Source organism: Pseudomonas triticicola, from assembly GCF_019145375.1.
In the GTDB taxonomy this organism is placed as follows: domain Bacteria; phylum Pseudomonadota; class Gammaproteobacteria; order Pseudomonadales; family Pseudomonadaceae; genus Aquipseudomonas; species Aquipseudomonas triticicola.
On the sequence record NZ_JAHSTX010000001.1, the window covers coordinates 1568069 to 1584330 of the forward strand.

Annotated in this window: 13 protein-coding genes and 1 pseudogene; 7 read left to right on the top strand and 7 right to left on the bottom strand. The window is 61.2% G+C overall.

Features of this window, described 5'->3' with window-relative positions; genetic code table 11:
- Positions 1 to 83 precede the first annotated feature (83 nt).
- The 3 genes and pseudogenes from KVG85_RS07070 to KVG85_RS07080 all read left to right on the top strand — a co-directional run bounded on the left by KVG85_RS07070 (position 84) and on the right by KVG85_RS07080 (position 3612).
- Positions 84 to 1190: an enoyl-CoA hydratase/isomerase family protein gene (locus tag KVG85_RS07070; RefSeq protein ID WP_217863392.1), complete on the top strand. Its 1107-nt coding sequence runs from the start codon at positions 84 to 86 to the stop codon at positions 1188 to 1190.
- 3 nt (positions 1191 to 1193) lie between these two features.
- Positions 1194 to 2345: an acyl-CoA dehydrogenase family protein gene (locus tag KVG85_RS07075; RefSeq protein ID WP_110600603.1), complete on the top strand. Its 1152-nt coding sequence runs from the start codon at positions 1194 to 1196 to the stop codon at positions 2343 to 2345.
- Between the two features lie 125 nt (positions 2346 to 2470).
- Positions 2471 to 3612: pseudogene (locus KVG85_RS07080) on the top strand (IS3 family transposase).
- A 169-nt stretch (positions 3613 to 3781) separates the two neighbouring features.
- On the opposite strand, the gene KVG85_RS07085 reads toward KVG85_RS07080, so the two are convergent.
- The 7 genes from KVG85_RS07085 to KVG85_RS07115 all read right to left on the bottom strand — a co-directional run bounded on the left by KVG85_RS07085 (position 3782) and on the right by KVG85_RS07115 (position 11721).
- Positions 3782 to 4657, bottom strand: coding sequence for an NAD(P)-dependent oxidoreductase (locus tag KVG85_RS07085; RefSeq protein WP_217863393.1), 876 nt, complete (start codon positions 4655 to 4657; stop codon positions 3782 to 3784).
- A gap of 153 nt (positions 4658 to 4810) precedes the next feature.
- Positions 4811 to 5584 (bottom strand): enoyl-CoA hydratase, encoded by a 774-nt coding sequence (locus KVG85_RS07090; protein WP_217863394.1) that lies wholly within the window; start codon positions 5582 to 5584, stop codon positions 4811 to 4813.
- A gap of 15 nt (positions 5585 to 5599) precedes the next feature.
- Positions 5600 to 6727: an acyl-CoA dehydrogenase gene (locus KVG85_RS07095; RefSeq protein WP_016774717.1), complete on the bottom strand. Its 1128-nt coding sequence runs from the start codon at positions 6725 to 6727 to the stop codon at positions 5600 to 5602.
- A 142-nt stretch (positions 6728 to 6869) separates the two neighbouring features.
- Positions 6870 to 8063, bottom strand: a complete 1194-nt coding sequence (locus KVG85_RS07100; protein ID WP_217863395.1) for an acetyl-CoA C-acyltransferase — start codon at positions 8061 to 8063, stop codon at positions 6870 to 6872.
- Between the two features lie 12 nt (positions 8064 to 8075).
- Positions 8076 to 8837, bottom strand: a complete 762-nt coding sequence (locus tag KVG85_RS07105; RefSeq protein WP_217863396.1) for an SDR family NAD(P)-dependent oxidoreductase — start codon at positions 8835 to 8837, stop codon at positions 8076 to 8078.
- Positions 8838 to 8855: 18 nt separating this feature from the next.
- Positions 8856 to 10520, bottom strand: a complete 1665-nt coding sequence (locus tag KVG85_RS07110; protein WP_217863397.1) for an AMP-binding protein — start codon at positions 10518 to 10520, stop codon at positions 8856 to 8858.
- A 184-nt stretch (positions 10521 to 10704) separates the two neighbouring features.
- Positions 10705 to 11721, bottom strand: coding sequence for an AraC family transcriptional regulator (locus KVG85_RS07115; protein ID WP_217863398.1), 1017 nt, complete (start codon positions 11719 to 11721; stop codon positions 10705 to 10707).
- Between the two features lie 273 nt (positions 11722 to 11994).
- Between KVG85_RS07115 and efeU the strand changes: the two genes are divergently transcribed.
- Genes efeU through efeO (KVG85_RS07135) form a run of 4 tightly spaced genes read left to right on the top strand, consistent with a single transcriptional unit; the run spans position 11995 to position 16194 of the window.
- Positions 11995 to 12834, top strand: a complete 840-nt coding sequence (gene efeU, locus KVG85_RS07120; RefSeq protein ID WP_217863399.1) for an iron uptake transporter permease EfeU — start codon at positions 11995 to 11997, stop codon at positions 12832 to 12834.
- An 8-nt stretch (positions 12835 to 12842) separates the two neighbouring features.
- Positions 12843 to 14027: an iron uptake system protein EfeO gene (gene efeO / locus KVG85_RS07125; protein WP_217863400.1), complete on the top strand. Its 1185-nt coding sequence runs from the start codon at positions 12843 to 12845 to the stop codon at positions 14025 to 14027.
- 17 nt (positions 14028 to 14044) lie between these two features.
- Positions 14045 to 15343: an iron uptake transporter deferrochelatase/peroxidase subunit gene (efeB, locus tag KVG85_RS07130; protein ID WP_217863401.1), complete on the top strand. Its 1299-nt coding sequence runs from the start codon at positions 14045 to 14047 to the stop codon at positions 15341 to 15343.
- 26 nt (positions 15344 to 15369) lie between these two features.
- On the top strand, positions 15370 to 16194 hold the full coding sequence (efeO, locus tag KVG85_RS07135; protein ID WP_217863402.1) for an iron uptake system protein EfeO: 825 nt from the start codon (positions 15370 to 15372) through the stop codon (positions 16192 to 16194).
- Positions 16195 to 16262 lie beyond the last annotated feature (68 nt).

The following is a 16262-nucleotide window of genomic DNA, read 5'->3' on the forward strand; positions in this document are numbered from 1 at the left end:
CACGACAAATTTGCACTGTTACGATCCGCTAACGCCCGCGCGCGGGCTTTTCGAATAAAGACAATAAAAGCAGGGAGTTACAGATGACAGCTCAGGCTTCATCCCGGCGGACCCCGTCCATGGATGCCATACCAAACGACGTGCTGGCCGAGGTGCGCAATCATATCGGCCACCTGACCCTCAACCGCCCTGCGGGCCTTAATGCAATCACTCTGGACATGGTGCGTCTGCTGCAACAGCAGCTCGATGCCTGGGCGTCTGACGCCGATGTGCACGCAGTGATATTGCGCGGCGCTGGTGAAAAGGCTTTCTGCGCCGGCGGTGATATTCGTTCGCTGTACGACAGCTACAAGAGCGGCGACACGCTGCACGAAGATTTCTTCGTCGAGGAATACGCCCTCGACCTGACGATTCATCACTACCGCAAACCGGTGCTGGCCCTGATGGACGGTTTTGTCCTCGGCGGCGGCATGGGCCTGGTGCAAGGCGCCGATCTGCGCGTGGTCACCGAGAAGAGCCGTCTGGCGATGCCGGAAGTGGCCATCGGTTATTTCCCGGACGTCGGCGGCAGTTACTTCCTGCCACGCATTCCCGGTGAACTGGGGATTTATCTGGGGGTCAGCGGCGTGCAGATTCGCGCGGCCGATGCGCTGTACTGCGGCCTCGCCGACTGGTATCTGGACAGCAGCAAACTGGCCCTGCTCGACGAAAAACTCGATCAGATGGAGTGGCAGGACACGCCGCTGAAGTCGCTGCAGAACCTGCTGGCCAAGCACGCCGTGCAAACCCTGCCCGATGCGCCCCTCCAAGCGTTGCGCCCGGCCATCGACCACTTCTTCGCCCTGCCCGACGTGCCGAGCATGATCGAGCAATTGCGCGCCGTCACTGTCGCCGACAGCCACGAATGGGCGGTCACCACGGCGGATCTGCTGGAAACCCGCTCGCCGCTGGCCATGGCCGTAACCCTGGAAATGCTCCGTCGCGGCAGACATTTGAGTCTGGAGAATTGCTTTGCGCTGGAGCTGCATCTGGACCGCCAGTGGTTTGCCCGTGGCGACCTGATCGAAGGCGTGCGCGCCCTGTTGATCGACAAGGACAAGTCACCGCGCTGGAACCCGCCGACCGTCGCTGAGCTGGACGCTGCGCAGGTTGCGAGCTTCTTCCATGGTTTTGATGAGAGCGGGAGCTGAGTCATGCACGATCTCGAACTGACTGAAGAACAAGTGATGATCCGCGACATGGCCCGGGATTTTGCCCGTGGCGAAATCGCGCCCCACGCCCAGGCCTGGGAAAAGGCTGGCTGGATCGACGACGCCCTGGTGGCGAAGATGGGCGAGCTGGGCCTGCTCGGCATGGTCGTGCCCGAGGAATGGGGCGGCACCTACGTCGATTACGTCGCCTATGCCCTGGCGGTTGAGGAAATTTCCGCCGGCGATGGCGCGACCGGCGCGTTCATGAGCATCCACAACTCGGTCGGCTGCGGCCCGGTGCTCAACTACGGCAGCGCCGAACAGAAGCAAACCTGGCTGGCCGATCTGGCCAGTGGGCAGACCATCGGTTGCTTCTGCCTGACTGAACCCCAGGCCGGTTCAGAAGCGCACAACCTGCGCACCCGTGCCGAATTGCGCGACGGCCAGTGGGTGATCAACGGCGCCAAGCAATTTGTCAGCAATGGCAAACGGGCAAAACTGGCGATCGTCTTTGCGGTGACCGACCCGGAGCTGGGCAAGAAAGGACTTTCGGCGTTTCTGGTGCCGACCGACACGCCGGGTTTCATCGTCGATCGCACCGAACACAAGATGGGCATCCGTGCTTCCGACACCTGCGCGGTGACGCTGAACAACTGCAGCATCCCCGAGGCCAATCTGCTCGGCGAGCGTGGCAAAGGCCTGGCGATTGCCCTGTCCAACCTTGAAGGCGGACGCATCGGCATCGCCGCGCAGGCATTGGGTATCGCCCGGGCAGCGTTTGAAGCGGCGCTGGCCTATTCGAAGGATCGCGTGCAATTCGACAAGCCGATCATCGAGCACCAGAGCATTGCCAATCTGCTGGCTGACATGCACATGCAGATCAACGCCGCACGGTTGCTGATCCTCCATGCAGCGCGGCTGCGCACGGCGGGCAAACCATGCTTGTCCGAGGCTTCGCAGGCCAAGCTGTTTGCTTCGGAAATGGCCGAGAAGGTCTGTTCGTCGGCGATCCAGATCCATGGCGGCTATGGCTATCTGGAGGATTACCCGGTCGAGAAGTACTACCGCGACGCGCGGATTACCCAGATCTATGAAGGGTCGAGCGAGATACAGCGGATGGTGATTGCGCGGGATTTGAAGAACTATCAACTGTAATGGCGTTGGCCCTTCCCCTCACCCCAGCCCTCTCCCCAGGGAGAGGGAGCCGACCGAGTGATCTGGCTTAATGATTCTGGACACCTCTAAAGGGCGGTAATCTACGCCCAGCTACGAGGTGTGATATGACCAGACGATATTTTTCGACAGATTTCAAACGGGATGCGGCTTGCCTGGTTTTGGATAAAGACTATTCGGTGAGTGAAGCCTGCGAAGCAATGGGTGTGGGCCCTACAGCTCTACGCCGCTGGGTTGAGCAGTTGCGCGCGGAGCGCAGCGGCAAGACGCCTGAGAAGTCCAAAGCCATGACCGTTGACCAACAACGCATCCAGGAACTGGAAGCAACAATTCGACGGATTGAGCGTGAGAAGGAAATTTTAAAAAAGGCTACAGCTCTCTTGATGTCGGATTCCCTCGATCGGTAAGGCTGGTCGAGGAGTTAAGCGAGCAATATTCAAGATCCGAGTTGTGCGTTGTATTTGGAATCAACCGCAGCAGTTATTACGAGCGTCTGAAACAGCGGACAAACGTGGATGTCGAGCGCGATCGCCTTAAGATCAAGGCTGCTGAATTACATGAGCAAAGTCGTGGATCAATGGGCGCGCGCAGCTTGGCAAAGGCGTTGTGTAACGAAAAAGAGTCGGTGGGTCGTTACATGGCTCGTAGCCTGATGCGCGAGCTCGGGTTGAAGAGCCAGCAACGGCGCAGGCATCGTTACAAACCCAGCGGTGCGGAGGCGCAATACGCCCCCAATCATTTGGAGCGTAAATTCAATGTCGAGGCCCCCAATCGAGTGTGGTGTGGCGACGTGACTTACATTTGGGCCGGTACTTAATGGGTTTATCTGGCTGCTGTACTTGATCTGCATGCCCGGCGCATCGTCGGCTGGGCGATGTCCAGAAGTCCGGATTCAGCTCTGACCTGTCGAGCGTTAAAGATGGCTTTCGAGTCGCGAGGACGCCCTGAAAACCTAATGTTCCATTCGGATCAGGGCTGTCATTACAGCAGTAAAGTATTTCGTCAAATGCTGGCGGACATGCGCATAAAACAAAGCATGAGTCGACGAGGAAACTGCTGGGATAACGCCCCGATGGAGCGTTTCTTTGGCAGTTTGAAATCTGAATGGATACCCAAGGCTGGCTACCGAAACGAAGATGAGGCTAGTACCGATGTGTTGCGCTACCTGACCCATTATTACAATCGGATCAGGCTGCACAGTCACAACGGATATCGGACTCCGGTAGCAATGGAAGCCTTGGCAGCATGAGAAATGACCTAAACCCTAAAACCGTGTCCAGTATCGTTTGACCAGATCAGAGTCGGTTACGGATTCAGCGGCAACCTTTCAGGTCGGCGTAATTCGCCCATATCACGCGGTCAGTCCCCTCTCCCTCCGGGAGAGGGCTAGGGTGAGGGGCTTTTGACGGCTTCACACCCTATTCCTGCCCCGAACGCCGGATCGCCCTCACCCCCAACGCCGCCAGATCACTTTCGCCCTCACCCAATGCCACCGCATCCAGCAAGTTGTCGCGCAACACACTGGCCACCGGCAACGACACATGATTCGGCTCGCCGGCCTTCAACGCTAGGCCAACATCCTTCAACCCCAGGCGCAAGGTAAACCCCGCCCCCTCCGTCTCCCGCGCGGCAATCTTCGGCCCGTAAACCTTATAGGCCGGCGCCGCGAACAGGGTGTTGGTGATGAACTCGACAAAATCGCTATTGCCCACGCCATAACTCTGAGTCAACGCCATCGCTTCGCCGGTGGCTTCGATGGCGCTGATCAGCATCATGTTGGTGGCGATCTTGAGGATGGCGGCGTTGACTGGGTCTTCACCCATCGGCCAGGTTTTCTGGCCCATCACATCCAGCAGCGGCTGGACCCGGGCAATCGCGGTGGCCGGGCCGCCGACGGCGATGTTGAGCTTGCCGGCCTCGGCCAGATCGTTGCGTCCGAATACCGGGGCGGCAATCAGTTGGGCGCCGACGCTTTCATGCAGCACTGCCAGTTCCTCGATGAACTCGACCGACAGGGTGGCCATGCTCAGGTGAATCAGCCCCGGTTTGCTTGAGGCCAACGCGCCGCTGTCGATCAGCACGGCGCGGGTCACCGCGTCGTCGGCGAGCATGCTGATCAGCACTTCGGCATCGAAGGCTTCGCCGGGATCGCCGGCCGCCGTCGCGCCCTGCCTGACCAGTTGTTCGACGGCAGGCAGGCTGCGGTTCCACACCCGCACTTCATGGCCGGCCCTGAGCAGATTGGCAGCCATGCCCTTGCCCATGGAACCCAGCCCGATAAATCCGATACGCATGTTGACCTCCGCTCTTGATGTGCAAAGGTCAACAGACTAGCGCCAGTGGCTGGGCCTTTAAAAGCTTCGCGAGCAGGCTCGCTCCCACAGTGGACGGTGGAGATCCCTGTGGGAGCGAGCCTGCTCGCGAAAGCGTCAGCTGAGGCACCGCATCTATTTGCCTTGGAATTCAGCCTCACGCTTGGCAATAAACGCCGCCATCCCTTCCTTCTGATCCTGCGTCGCAAACGCCGCATGAAACACTCGACGCTCGAAACGCACGCCTTCGGTCAGGTTGACCTCGAACGCGCGGTTGACACTCTCCTTGATCATCATCGCAATCGGCAGTGACTTGCCAGCGATCACCGCTGCAACTTTCAGCGCCTCATCCAGCAATTCATCGCTTGGCACGATGCGCGCGACGATGCCGCAGCGCTCGGCTTCCACCGCGTCGATCATGCGCCCGCTCAGGCACATTTCCATGGCCTTGGCTTTGCCCACCGCGCGGGTCAGGCGCTGGGTGCCACCCATGCCCGGCAGCACGCCGAGGTTGATTTCCGGCTGGCCGAATCTGGCGTTGTCGCCCGCCAGGATGAAGTCGCACATCAGCGCCAGTTCACAGCCGCCGCCGAGGGCGAAACCATTGACCGCCGCAATGATCGGCTTGCGCCGGTTGGCGACGCGATCGCTGTCGTTGAACAGATCATCCATGTAGATCTGCGGATAGGTCAGCTCAGCCATTTCCTTGATGTCGGCGCCGGCGGCGAAAGCTTTTTTCGAACCGGTGAGGACGACGCAGCCAATGTGCGCATCGGCTTCCAGCGTATCGAGGGCGTGGTTCACTTCGCTGACCAGTTGCGCATTGAGCGCGTTTAGTGCCTGCGGCCGGTTGAGGGTGATCAGGCCAACGCGGTCGCGGGTTTCCAGCAGAATCGTTTCGTAAGTCATGAATAAAATTCCTTGTCAGAGATTGCGCGAAATGACCATGCGCTGAATGTCGCTGGTGCCTTCGTAGATCTGGCAGACGCGCACGTCGCGGTAGATGCGTTCCAGCGGGAAGTCGTTGAGGTAACCGTAACCACCGAGGGTTTGCAAGGCCATGGAACAGACCTTCTCGGCCATTTCCGAAGCGAACAGCTTGGCCATCGACGCCTCGACCAGCGCCGGTTGGCCGCTGTCGCGCAAGGCTGCGGCGTAATGCACCATTTGCCGGGCGACGGCAATTTGCGTGGCCATGTCCGCCAGGCGGAACGCCACGGCCTGATGCTCGATGATCGGCTTGCCGAAGGTGTCACGCTCGCGGGCGTAATCACGCGCGGCCTCGAACGCGGCGCGGGCCATGCCGACGGCTTGTGAGGCGATACCGACGCGGCCGCCTTCGAGGTTGGCCAAGGCGATCTTGTAGCCCTCGCCCTCCTCGCCCAGCCGATTGGCCACCGGCACTTTCACATCTTCGAAGAGGATCTGGCAGGTGTCGGAGGCGTGCTGGCCGAGTTTGTCTTCGACCCGCGCGACTTTGTAGCCAGGCGAGTCGGTCGGCACGATAAAGGCGCTGATCCCGCGCTTGCCGGCGCTCGGGTCAGTCACGGCAAACACGATCACGATGCCGGCGTTCTGCCCGGAGGTGATGAACTGTTTGCAGCCGTTGAGCACGTAGTGATCGCCTTCCAGCCGCGCGCGGGTTTTCAGGCTGCTGGCATCGGAACCGGCTTGCGGTTCGGTCAGCGCGAAGGCGCCGAGCATGGCGCCGCTGGCCAACGGTTTGAGGAAGCGTTCACGCTGATCGTCATTGCCGAACTTGAGAATCGGCACGCAGCCGACCGAGTTGTGCACGCTCATGATCGTCGAACAGGCACCGTCGCCGGCGGCGATTTCTTCCAGGGCCATGGCGTACGCGAGGTAGCCGGTGTCACATCCGCCCCACTGCTCCGGCACGAGCATGCCGAAGAAGCCCAGCTCAGCCATCTCGGCGATGGCTTCCTTGGGGAAACGGTGCTCGCGATCCCACGCGGCAGCGAACGGCTTGAGCCGCTCCTCGGCAAACTGCCGGGCCATGTCGCGGATCTGGGTTTGGTCTTCGTTGGGGATCATGGTGATTCCTTGAAATCTGAGTACGACATTGAACCCTGTGGGAGCGAGCCTGCTCGCGAAGGCGGTGTGTCAGTCACGGATGTGCCGGCCGAAACGACGTCTTCGCGAGCAGGCTCGCTCCCACAGTTGATCGGGGATGCCTTCAGTAAACGCATTCCACAGCCATCGCCGTGGCCTCTCCGCCGCCAATGCAGATCGCTGCAATGCCGCGCTTGAGTTGTTTCTGCCGCAGCGCCGCGAGCAATGTCACCAGAATCCGCGCCCCCGACGCACCGATCGGATGGCCCAGCGCGCAGGCGCCGCCGTGCACGTTGAGCTTGTCGTGGGGAATCTCCAGGTGCGTCATCGCCGCCATGCCGACCACGGCAAACGCTTCGTTCACTTCAAACAGATCCACTTGATCCAGCGCCCAACCGGTCTTCTTCACCAGTTTGTGGATCGCGCCAATCGGTGCGGTGGGAAACAGCCCAGGGGTATCAGCGAACGCAGCGTGGCCATGAATCACCGCCAGCGGCTTGAGGCCCAGTTGCTGCGCGTGGGACTGGCGCATCAGCACCAACGCCGCCGCGCCGTCGGAAATCGAGCTGGAGTTGGCCGCGGTGACCGTGCCGCCCTCGCGGAACGCCGGTTTCAGCGAGGCAACCTTGTCGAGTTTGGCTTTTGGCGGCTGTTCATCGTTGCTGATCACCACCTGCTCTTTGCCGACGGTCACCGTCAGCGGGACGATTTCGTCCTTGAAGCTGCCATCCTTGATCGCCTGTTGCGCGCGGGTGGTCGAGGCAATGGCGAAAGCGTCCTGCGCCTCGCGGCTGAAGCCGTTGGCCTCGGCGCAATCCTCGGCGAAGGTGCCCATCAGGCGGCCCTTGTCGTAAGCATCTTCGAGGCCGTCGAGGAACATCGAATCGAGCACGCGGCCATGGCCCATGCGATAGCCGGCGCGGGCTCGATCGAGCAGGTACGGCGAGTTGGACATGCTTTCCATGCCGCCGGCAATCACCACATCGGCACTGCCGGCAAGCAGCATGTCGTGGGCCATGATGGTGGTCTGCATGCCCGAGCCGCACATCTTGTTGACCGTGGTGCAGCGTGTCGATTTATCCAGCCCGGCACCCAGCGCAGCCTGACGTGCCGGCGCCTGGCCAAGGCCGGCGGGCAATACGCAACCGAACAGCACTTCATCAACCGCGTCGCTGGCGACACCGGCGCGTTCGACCGCAGCCTTGATCGCCGCCGCGCCGAGTTGCGGTGCGGTGAGGCTTTTCAGTTCACCTTGAAAACCGCCCATCGGTGTGCGGACGGCGCTGACGATAACAATCGGATCATTGGACATAGTCATGACTAATCCTCCTTACTTGGCGGCCATGCGCAAGGCGCCGTCGAGACGGATCACCTCGCCGTTGAGCATGCTGTTTTCGATGATGTGGCGCACCAGCGCGGCGTATTCGGCGGGCTTGCCCAGCCGTGGCGGGAACGGCACGCCGGCGGCCAGTGAGTCGCGCACTTCCGGGGTCATGCCGGCCATCATCGGCGTTTCGAAAATGCCCGGTGCGATGGTCATCACGCGGATGCCGAAGCGCGCCAGTTCGCGGGCGGCAGGCAGGGTCAGGCTGGCGATCGCGCCTTTGGATGCCGAGTACGCAGCCTGGCCAATCTGGCCGTCGAACGCTGCGACCGACGCTGTGTTGATGATCACACCACGCTCGCCATCAGCATTAGCTTCGCTCTCGGCAATCGCCGCAGCGGCCAGACGCAGCATGTTGAAACTGCCGATCAGGTTAACGTTGATCACTTGCGCAAAGCTGCTGAGCGCGTGAGGGCCGTTCTTGCCGAGGATCTTCTCGCCACGGACGATGCCGGCACAATTGACCAGGCCATTGACGCTGCCAAACGCAGCGATCGTCGCTTGCACCGCCGCTTCGGCAGCCGCCTCATTGCTGATGTCGGCAACCACGCTTTGCGCACCGAGGCGCTGGGCCTGCGCGGCGACGGCGTCGGCGTTCATGTCGACCAGCATGACTTTGGCGCCGGCACTGACCAGCAATTCAGCGCTGGCGGCACCGAGGCCGGAGGCGCCGCCGGTGACGATAAAAACCTTGTTCTCGATCTGCATGACGGTGTTTCCTTGGATTCAAGCTGAAACGTTGTGCGCCGCGGCCTCTTGAGCCTTGGCGATTTCCTGGTTGCGCAAGATAAAGCGCTGCAATTTGCCACTCGGGGTTTTGGGCAACTCGCTGACAAATTCGATTTCACGCGGGTACGAATGCGCGGCCAGACGCTTGCGCACGTGTTGGCGCAGTTCTTCGGCCAACTCCGGCGCGGCGCGGTACTGCGCGCTCAGCACGACAAAGGCTTTGACCAGTTCGGTGCGTTCCGGGTCGGGTTTGCCGACGACCGCCGCCTCGACCACGGCCGGGTGTTCGATCAGCGCGCTTTCCACGTCGAACGGGCCGACGCGGTAGCCCGAAGTGGTAATCACGTCATCACTGCGGCCGACGAAGCTGATGCTGCCGTCCGGGTTCCACTCCACGGTGTCGCCGCTCAGGTAGTAGTTGCCGACGAAGGCCTTGGTCGGCGCGCCTTCGTAGCCACCGAACCAGCACATCGGCGACTGCGGGCGGTCGATGGCAAGAATGCCCGGCTGACCGACGCCGAGTTCGTTGTACTGCTCATCGAGCACGACGATGCGATGCCCCGGCGAAGCGAAACCGGCGGCGCCGACATGCACCGGATGCTCGAGGCCGTGGTGGTTGCACAGCACCATGCCCAGTTCGGTCTGGCCGTAATGATCGTGAATGACCACCTCGAGGTTGTCTGCGAACCAGCGGATCACTTCCGGGTTCAGCGGCTCACCGGCGCTGCTGACGATGCGCAGTTTGCCCTTGATCGATCTGGCGAACTCCTCTCCCCCGGCTATCAGCAAGCGATAGGCAGTGGGCGAACCGGTGAGATTGGTGATGCCATATTTGTTGATCACCCGGCAGGTGCTTTCGAGGGTGAACGGGCCATCGTAGAAGGTAATCGGGTGGCCCAGCGCCAACGGCCCGGTCACGCCGAAATAGATGCCATAGGCCCAGCCCGGATCGGCGACGTTCCAGAACGCGTCTTCGGGGCGCAGGTCCACCGCATCACGGGTGTAGCTCTGGAAAGCGACGATGGCTTTGAGCGGTACTGACAGCGCTTTCGCCGGCCCCGTGGTGCCCGAGGTGAACATTAGCAGGAACGGGTCTTCGCCGGTCAGTAACACCGGTTCGCAAACATTGGAATGGTTGGCCAGCTCAGCCCAGAAACTGAAATCACCACGAACGATGCCCTGACCTTTGGCGCCACCAACGGTGACGATGGACGGGCATGCGCTGACTTCATTGAGCTTGGGGCGATTGACCGCGTCGGTGACCACGACTTTCGCCCCGGAACTGTTCAGGCGATGTTCGAGGGCTTTCGGCCCGAATGCAGTGAATAGCGGCTGATACACCGCGCCGATGCGCCAGGTGGCGAGCACGGTGATGAGTAATTCGACGTTGCGCGGCAGCAGGCCGGCGACCTTGTCGCCCTTTTGCACGCCCTGGGCGAGGAGGAAATTGGCGAAACGCGCGGCTTTGTCTTGCAGATCAGTGAAGGTGTAAGTCGCACTTGAGCCGTCGCGACCTTCCCAGAACAACGCAATACGCCCGGGCAAGGCATGGCGGTCGCAACATTCGACGCAGGCGTTGACTGCTGCCAGCGTGCCGCTGAGCGACGCATCGACGGTGTGCTGATAGTTGAACTGTTCGGTGGCAGACAAGTAATCGCGCATTGCCAGAATCCCTCGGTGTTTTTATTAGGCTGGGAACCGTAAACAACACAGGGATAGTCGCGCCGCGCGGGGCCTGGGGCAATGGTCAAAGTAATCAAAGTGGCTGACTGGTTTGGCCAAGCCTTTTAAGGGGAATGGTCACGCGGCCCTGGGTGGGAGCGAGCTTGCTCGCGAAGGTGTTGGGTCAGACCACCTCATTGAGGATCAGTGTGCGGTAATGCCCCGGGTTCGACCCGGACCACTTGCGAAACGCCTTGTAGAACGAACTGGCATCCGCAAAACCCAGCCGTGCAGCGATCTCGACGAAACTGATCGAGGGCTCTGCCAGCCAGGTGATTGCCAGCTCCTTGCGCACGCTGTCCTTGAGGCCCTGATAGGTCTGCCCTTCCTCGGCCAGACGGCGGCGTAATGTCGACGCGGACATGCACAGTTGCTGAGCCAGCGCCTCGGTTTCCGGCCAATGCGCCGCGGGCACTTGCCGCAGATCGTGCTTGATCCGGCTGGCCAGGCTGTCGGGGTCGCGGTACTTGACCAGAATGTTCGCCGGCGCCTGGGCCAGGAAGCGCTTGAGTTCTTCAGCGCTGCGCTTGATCGGCAGATCAAGACAATCGGCGGAAAAGATCATTCGTGTTCGCGGACGTTCGAAACGCAGGTTTTCCGAAAACATCACCCGATAGTCATCAGTGAAATCCGGTTCGGCGCAGCGCAGTTCAATCGCCAGAATCGGAATCCGCCGCCCGGCCAGCCAGCACGCCACGCCGTGCACGATCATCCAGTAAGTGAAATAGGTAAAGGCGCGGCGCGGTTCGGCGTCGTCTTCGAGCAGGACGATTTCCGCCAGGCTCTGCTGATGCACCAGTTGCGCCGGCAGTTTTTCCAGCATCAGCGACAGGAACGTCAGACCGGTATCCAGCGCCGCCGCCAGCGTCGGTTGCGCCATTGCGCTGCGACACAAAAATGCCAGGCTGCCGGACTTGAGCGGGCGCGGGTCCATGCCGAAGAACTCGTCATCACCGCGTCGTGCCAGCAGGCGCCAGAGTCTGGCGTATTGCGAGGCCGGCACCCTGCCCTCATCGGCCGCTAACAAAGCCGGATCGATGCCGACCTTGGTCAACGCCTCATCCGTCGCCGCGCCCGGGGCGCAACTTTGCAGCAGCGCTTCGCGCACCAGTTGAATGGCAATGGTGTCTTTTTCCGCCATGGAGCGAGGTGAGCCTTGTTGTTTTTTGGGTGGTGGGCATCTTAACCCAGCTCCTGATTACACCGCAGGACCAATGTGGGAGCGAGCCTGCTCGCGAACGCGGTGTGTCAGATAAACAAATGTCACAGGCATACCGCATTCGCGAGCAGGCTCACTCCCACAAGAATCACAGTTGTTCAGCTAAGGTTCAGCTAAATGTCAATGAATGCCATTTGGGAATGAGTGTCATTATGTTACAACTTAGCCTCCTATCTAAATCGCTGTGGCTCGCCAATGCTCGTTCCCTTTTTGATCATGTTGCGCGAAGGCATCGAGGCCGCGCTTATCGTCGGCATCATTGCCAGTTATTTGCAGCAGACCGGCCGTGGCCAATGGATGCCGACCGTATGGATCGGCGTCTTCCTCGCCGCCGCCCTTGCCCTGCTGGTCGGCGGTGGCCTGGAACTGGTCAGTGCTGAATTCCCGCAAAAGCAGCAGGAGCTGTTCGAAGGAGTGGTCGGTCTGGTCGCGGTGGGCATTCTCAGTTCGATGGTGTTCTGGATGCGCAAGGTCGCGCGGTCTATCAAGCACTCGCTGCAAGCCTCGATGGATCAGGCGCTGACGCAATCCAGGCATCAGGTGATTGCATTGATCGCCATGGTCTTCTTCGCCGTCGCTCGCGAAGGCCTGGAGACGGTGTTCTTCCTGCTCGCGGTGTTCCAGCAGAGCGAAGGCCCGGGCGCGCCGATCGGTGCCCTGCTCGGCCTGATCCTGGCGGTGATCGTCGGTTTCCTGATCTACAGCGGCAGCATGCGCCTCAATCTTTCGGCGTTCTTCAAGTGGACCGGATTGTTCATCCTCGTGGTCGCCGCCGGGATTCTCGCCAACTCGGTGCAGGCGCTGCATGAAGCCGGGCTGTGGAATCACCTGCAAACGGTGCTGTTCGACTTCAGCGCGACGCTGCCGATGGACGGCCCGCTGGGCTCGGTGCTGGCCGGCATGTTCGGTTATCAGGATGCGCCGACCGTCAGCACCTTGGGCGCGTACCTGATTTATCTGCTGCTGGCACTGGTGATGTTCTTCATGCCCGCGCCTCGCCAGGCGACGCCAACCACTTCCGTTTCCAGCCAATAAGGCCCTTCATGTCTACTACCCAAACCCCTCCGGCCCTGCGTTGGGCGCTGGCCGGCTCGGTGCTGCTGATGGTCGCCGCCGGCGGGCTGTTCTGGTACGCCTCGAACATGGCCGCCGCCAAGCGTCAGCACAACCACGACGAAATCGTCGTCAACATCCATCCACACAGTTGCGAGCCGAATGCCCTGACGGTGCCGGCCGGCCGCGCCAGTTTCCGCATCGTCAACCGCTCCGAGCGTGCGGTCGAGTGGGAAATTCTCGACGGTGTGCTGGTGGTCGAAGAGCGGGAAAACATCGCGCCGGGCCTGAGCCAGGTGATCAACGCCAACCTGCAACCGGGCGACTATGCGATCACTTGCGGCTTGCTCAGCAACCCGCGCGGCACTTTGCACGTCACACCGACGGCCGCTTCCGATGCCGCCGCCAAGGCCAAGCCGTCGATGGTGGCTTTCGTCGGGCCGCTGTCGGAATTTCGCGTGTATCTGGCCGTTCAGGGCAGCGCGTTGATCAAAGCGGCGACGGCGCTGAATCAGGCGATCGCCAGTGGCGATCTGGCGCAGGCGCAAGCGTTGTACCTGCCGGCGCGTGCCGCTTATCAGCGTCTGGCGCCGGCGGCGCAGCGCCTGGCCGAGCTGGACAATCAGATCAATGCCCGCGCCGATTATTTCGAAAAGCGCGAGCAGGATCCGGCCTTTGTCGGTTTCCATCGCCTCGAATACGCGCTGTTCCAGCAGCGCAATCTCGACGATGTCATGCCTATTGCCCAGCGCTTGCTCGCAGATGTCACCACCCTCAAGCAACAGTTGCTCGCGCAGTCACTGCCGCCGGAGCAACTGGTGGGCATCGTCGTGCGCAACCTCAACAGCCTCGCCGAGGTGCGCGCCGGCAGCGGCGAGGAAGAACGCTACAGCCACAGCGATCTCAACGGTTTCGCCGCCAACGCGCAGACCGCGCGCAAGGTCGTCGACCTGTTGCGCCCGATGCTGAGCAAATCCTCCGCTGACGTGTTGGCGAATGTCGACCAGGCCATGAGTGACTTCGACAACCAGCTCAACGCGTTCAAATCCGCCGATGGCTACGTCAGTTACGACGCCGTGACCGCTGCGCAACGCCAGCAGATCGCCACCAAAGCCAAGGCTCTGGCCGCGGCAATGGATGGCATCGACCCCGCCCTGGGCCTTTCCGGCCTGTAAGCAGAAGACCACGACAGATGAACGATTCAGAACCTCTCAACCTGCAACGACGTCGCGTGCTGATGGGCATGGGCGCCGCCGGTGTCGCCCTTGCCGGATCGGCGCTGAGCTGCCCGGCCATGGCCGCGCAGCCTGCGCAAGTCACCGAAGCGCCGAGCAGCGACAAGACCGAAGACCGCCACGACTTCCACGGTGTGCACCAGACCGGCATCGTCACACCGCGCCCGGCCTCCGGGATGCTGGTGGCGTTTGATGTGTTGGCCTCTGATCGCGAAGATCTCGAGCGGCTGTTCCGCACCCTCAACGAACGCATCGCGTTTTTGATGAAGGGCGGCCCGGTCGCGCAGGTTGACCCGAAACTGCCACCGCTGGACTCCGGCATCCTCGGCCCGGTGGTCACCCCGGACAACCTGACCATCACCGTCTCTGTCGGCGATTCGCTGTTCGACGAGCGCTTCGGTCTGGCGGCGGCAAAGCCCAAGCGTCTGCAACGCATGGTCGGCTTTCCCAACGATGCGCTGGACGCCGACTGCTGCCATGGCGATCTGAGTCTGCAGTTCTGCGCCAACACCGCCGACACCAACATTCACGCCCTGCGCGACATCGTCAAGAACCTGCCCGACCTGCTGCTGGTGCGCTGGAAACAGGAAGGCAGCGTCCCGCCGCAAGCGCCGGCCAAACCCGGTGTGCCGGCGCAGTCGGCGCGCAACTTTCTCGGTTTTCGCGATGGCTCGGCCAACCCCGATTCCAACGACGCCAAGGCCATGGAGCGGATTGTCTGGGTACAACCGGACAGTGACGAACCGGCCTGGGCTGCCCACGGTAGTTATCAAGCGGTGCGCATCATCCGCAACTTCGTCGAGCGCTGGGATCGCACGCCGTTGCAGGAGCAGGAAAGCATTCTCGGCCGGGTCAAGAGCAGCGGCGCGCCCATCGGCGGCCACAAGGAAAACGAAGTGCCGGATTACAGCAAGGACCCCGCCGGCAAACTGACCAGGCTCGATGCGCACATTCGTCTGGCCAACCCGCGCACGGCCGCGACCCAGGCCAATCTGATCCTGCGTCGGCCGTTCAACTACTCCAACGGCGTCAACAAAAACGGCCAGCTCGACATGGGCCTGCTGTTCATCTGTTACCAGGCTGACCTGGAACAAGGCTTTATCACCGTGCAAACCCGACTCAATGGCGAGCCGCTTGAGGAATATCTCAAACCGGTCGGCGGCGGTTACTTCTTCACCCTGCCCGGCGCTACCGGCGATGACGATTTCATCGGTCGCTCGTTACTGGCTGCCACCTCCCAGAACAAAACCGCATGACACCCAACCGACACTGGAGCCGCCCCATGAAAAAGACGCCACTCGCGTTATTGCTGACCCTTGGTTTGCTCAACACACCGCTGGCGGCGTTCGCCGCGACCGCACCGCTGGATCTGGTGGGACCGGTGTCGGATTACAAGATTTACGTCACCGAAAAGCTCGATGAACTGGCCAGCCACACCCAGCAGTTCACCGACGCGGTGAAGAAAGGCGATCTCGCCACCGCGCAGAAGCTCTACGCGCCGACGCGGGTGTATTACGAGTCGATCGAGCCGATCGCCGAGCTGTTCAGCGATCTCGATGCGTCCATCGACTCGCGCGTCGACGACCACGAAAAAGGCGTAAAGGCTGAAGACTTCACTGGCTTTCACCGGATCGAATATTCGTTGTTCGCGGAGAAATCCACCAAAGGCCTGGATGCATTGGCCGACGGTTTGAACAAAGACGTGCAGGATCTGCAAACCCGTGTGGCCGGCCTGACCTTCCCGCCGGAGAAAGTCGTTGGCGGCGCTGCTGCGCTGTTGGAAGAAGTGGCGGCGACGAAGATTTCCGGCGAGGAAGACCGCTACAGCCACACTGACCTGTATGACTTCCAGGGCAATATCGACGGCGCCAAGAAAATCGTCGATCTGTTCCGTCCGCAGATCGAACAGCAGGACAAGGCGTTCGTAGCGAAAGTCGACAAGAACTTCGCCACGGTCGACAGGATACTGGCCAAGTACAAGACCGCGGATGGCGGGTTTGAGACCTATGACAAGGTCAAGGACAACGACCGCAAAGCGCTGGTCGGGCCGGTGAATACCTTGGCAGAGGATTTGTCGATGATGCGCGGGCAGTTGGGGCTGAACTGATTTTTAGCCTCTGGTCTGGCCCCTTCGCGAGCAGGCTCGCTCCCACAGTTGGAATGCATTTCCCTGTG

Coding starts and splice junctions, on each gene's coding strand:
- KVG85_RS07070 (WP_217863392.1), top strand. CDS start 84: ATGACAGCTCAGGCTTCATCCCGGCGGACCCCGTCCATGGATGCCATA.
- KVG85_RS07075 (WP_110600603.1), top strand. CDS start 1,194: ATGCACGATCTCGAACTGACTGAAGAACAAGTGATGATCCGCGACATG.
- KVG85_RS07085 (WP_217863393.1), bottom strand. CDS start 4,657: ATGCGTATCGGATTTATCGGGCTGGGTTCCATGGGCAAGGGCATGGCT.
- KVG85_RS07090 (WP_217863394.1), bottom strand. CDS start 5,584: ATGACTTACGAAACGATTCTGCTGGAAACCCGCGACCGCGTTGGCCTG.
- KVG85_RS07095 (WP_016774717.1), bottom strand. CDS start 6,727: ATGATCCCCAACGAAGACCAAACCCAGATCCGCGACATGGCCCGGCAG.
- KVG85_RS07100 (WP_217863395.1), bottom strand. CDS start 8,063: ATGACTATGTCCAATGATCCGATTGTTATCGTCAGCGCCGTCCGCACA.
- KVG85_RS07105 (WP_217863396.1), bottom strand. CDS start 8,837: ATGCAGATCGAGAACAAGGTTTTTATCGTCACCGGCGGCGCCTCCGGC.
- KVG85_RS07110 (WP_217863397.1), bottom strand. CDS start 10,520: ATGCGCGATTACTTGTCTGCCACCGAACAGTTCAACTATCAGCACACC.
- KVG85_RS07115 (WP_217863398.1), bottom strand. CDS start 11,721: ATGGCGGAAAAAGACACCATTGCCATTCAACTGGTGCGCGAAGCGCTG.
- efeU (WP_217863399.1), top strand. CDS start 11,995: ATGCTCGTTCCCTTTTTGATCATGTTGCGCGAAGGCATCGAGGCCGCG.
- efeO (WP_217863400.1), top strand. CDS start 12,843: ATGTCTACTACCCAAACCCCTCCGGCCCTGCGTTGGGCGCTGGCCGGC.
- efeB (WP_217863401.1), top strand. CDS start 14,045: ATGAACGATTCAGAACCTCTCAACCTGCAACGACGTCGCGTGCTGATG.
- efeO (WP_217863402.1), top strand. CDS start 15,370: ATGAAAAAGACGCCACTCGCGTTATTGCTGACCCTTGGTTTGCTCAAC.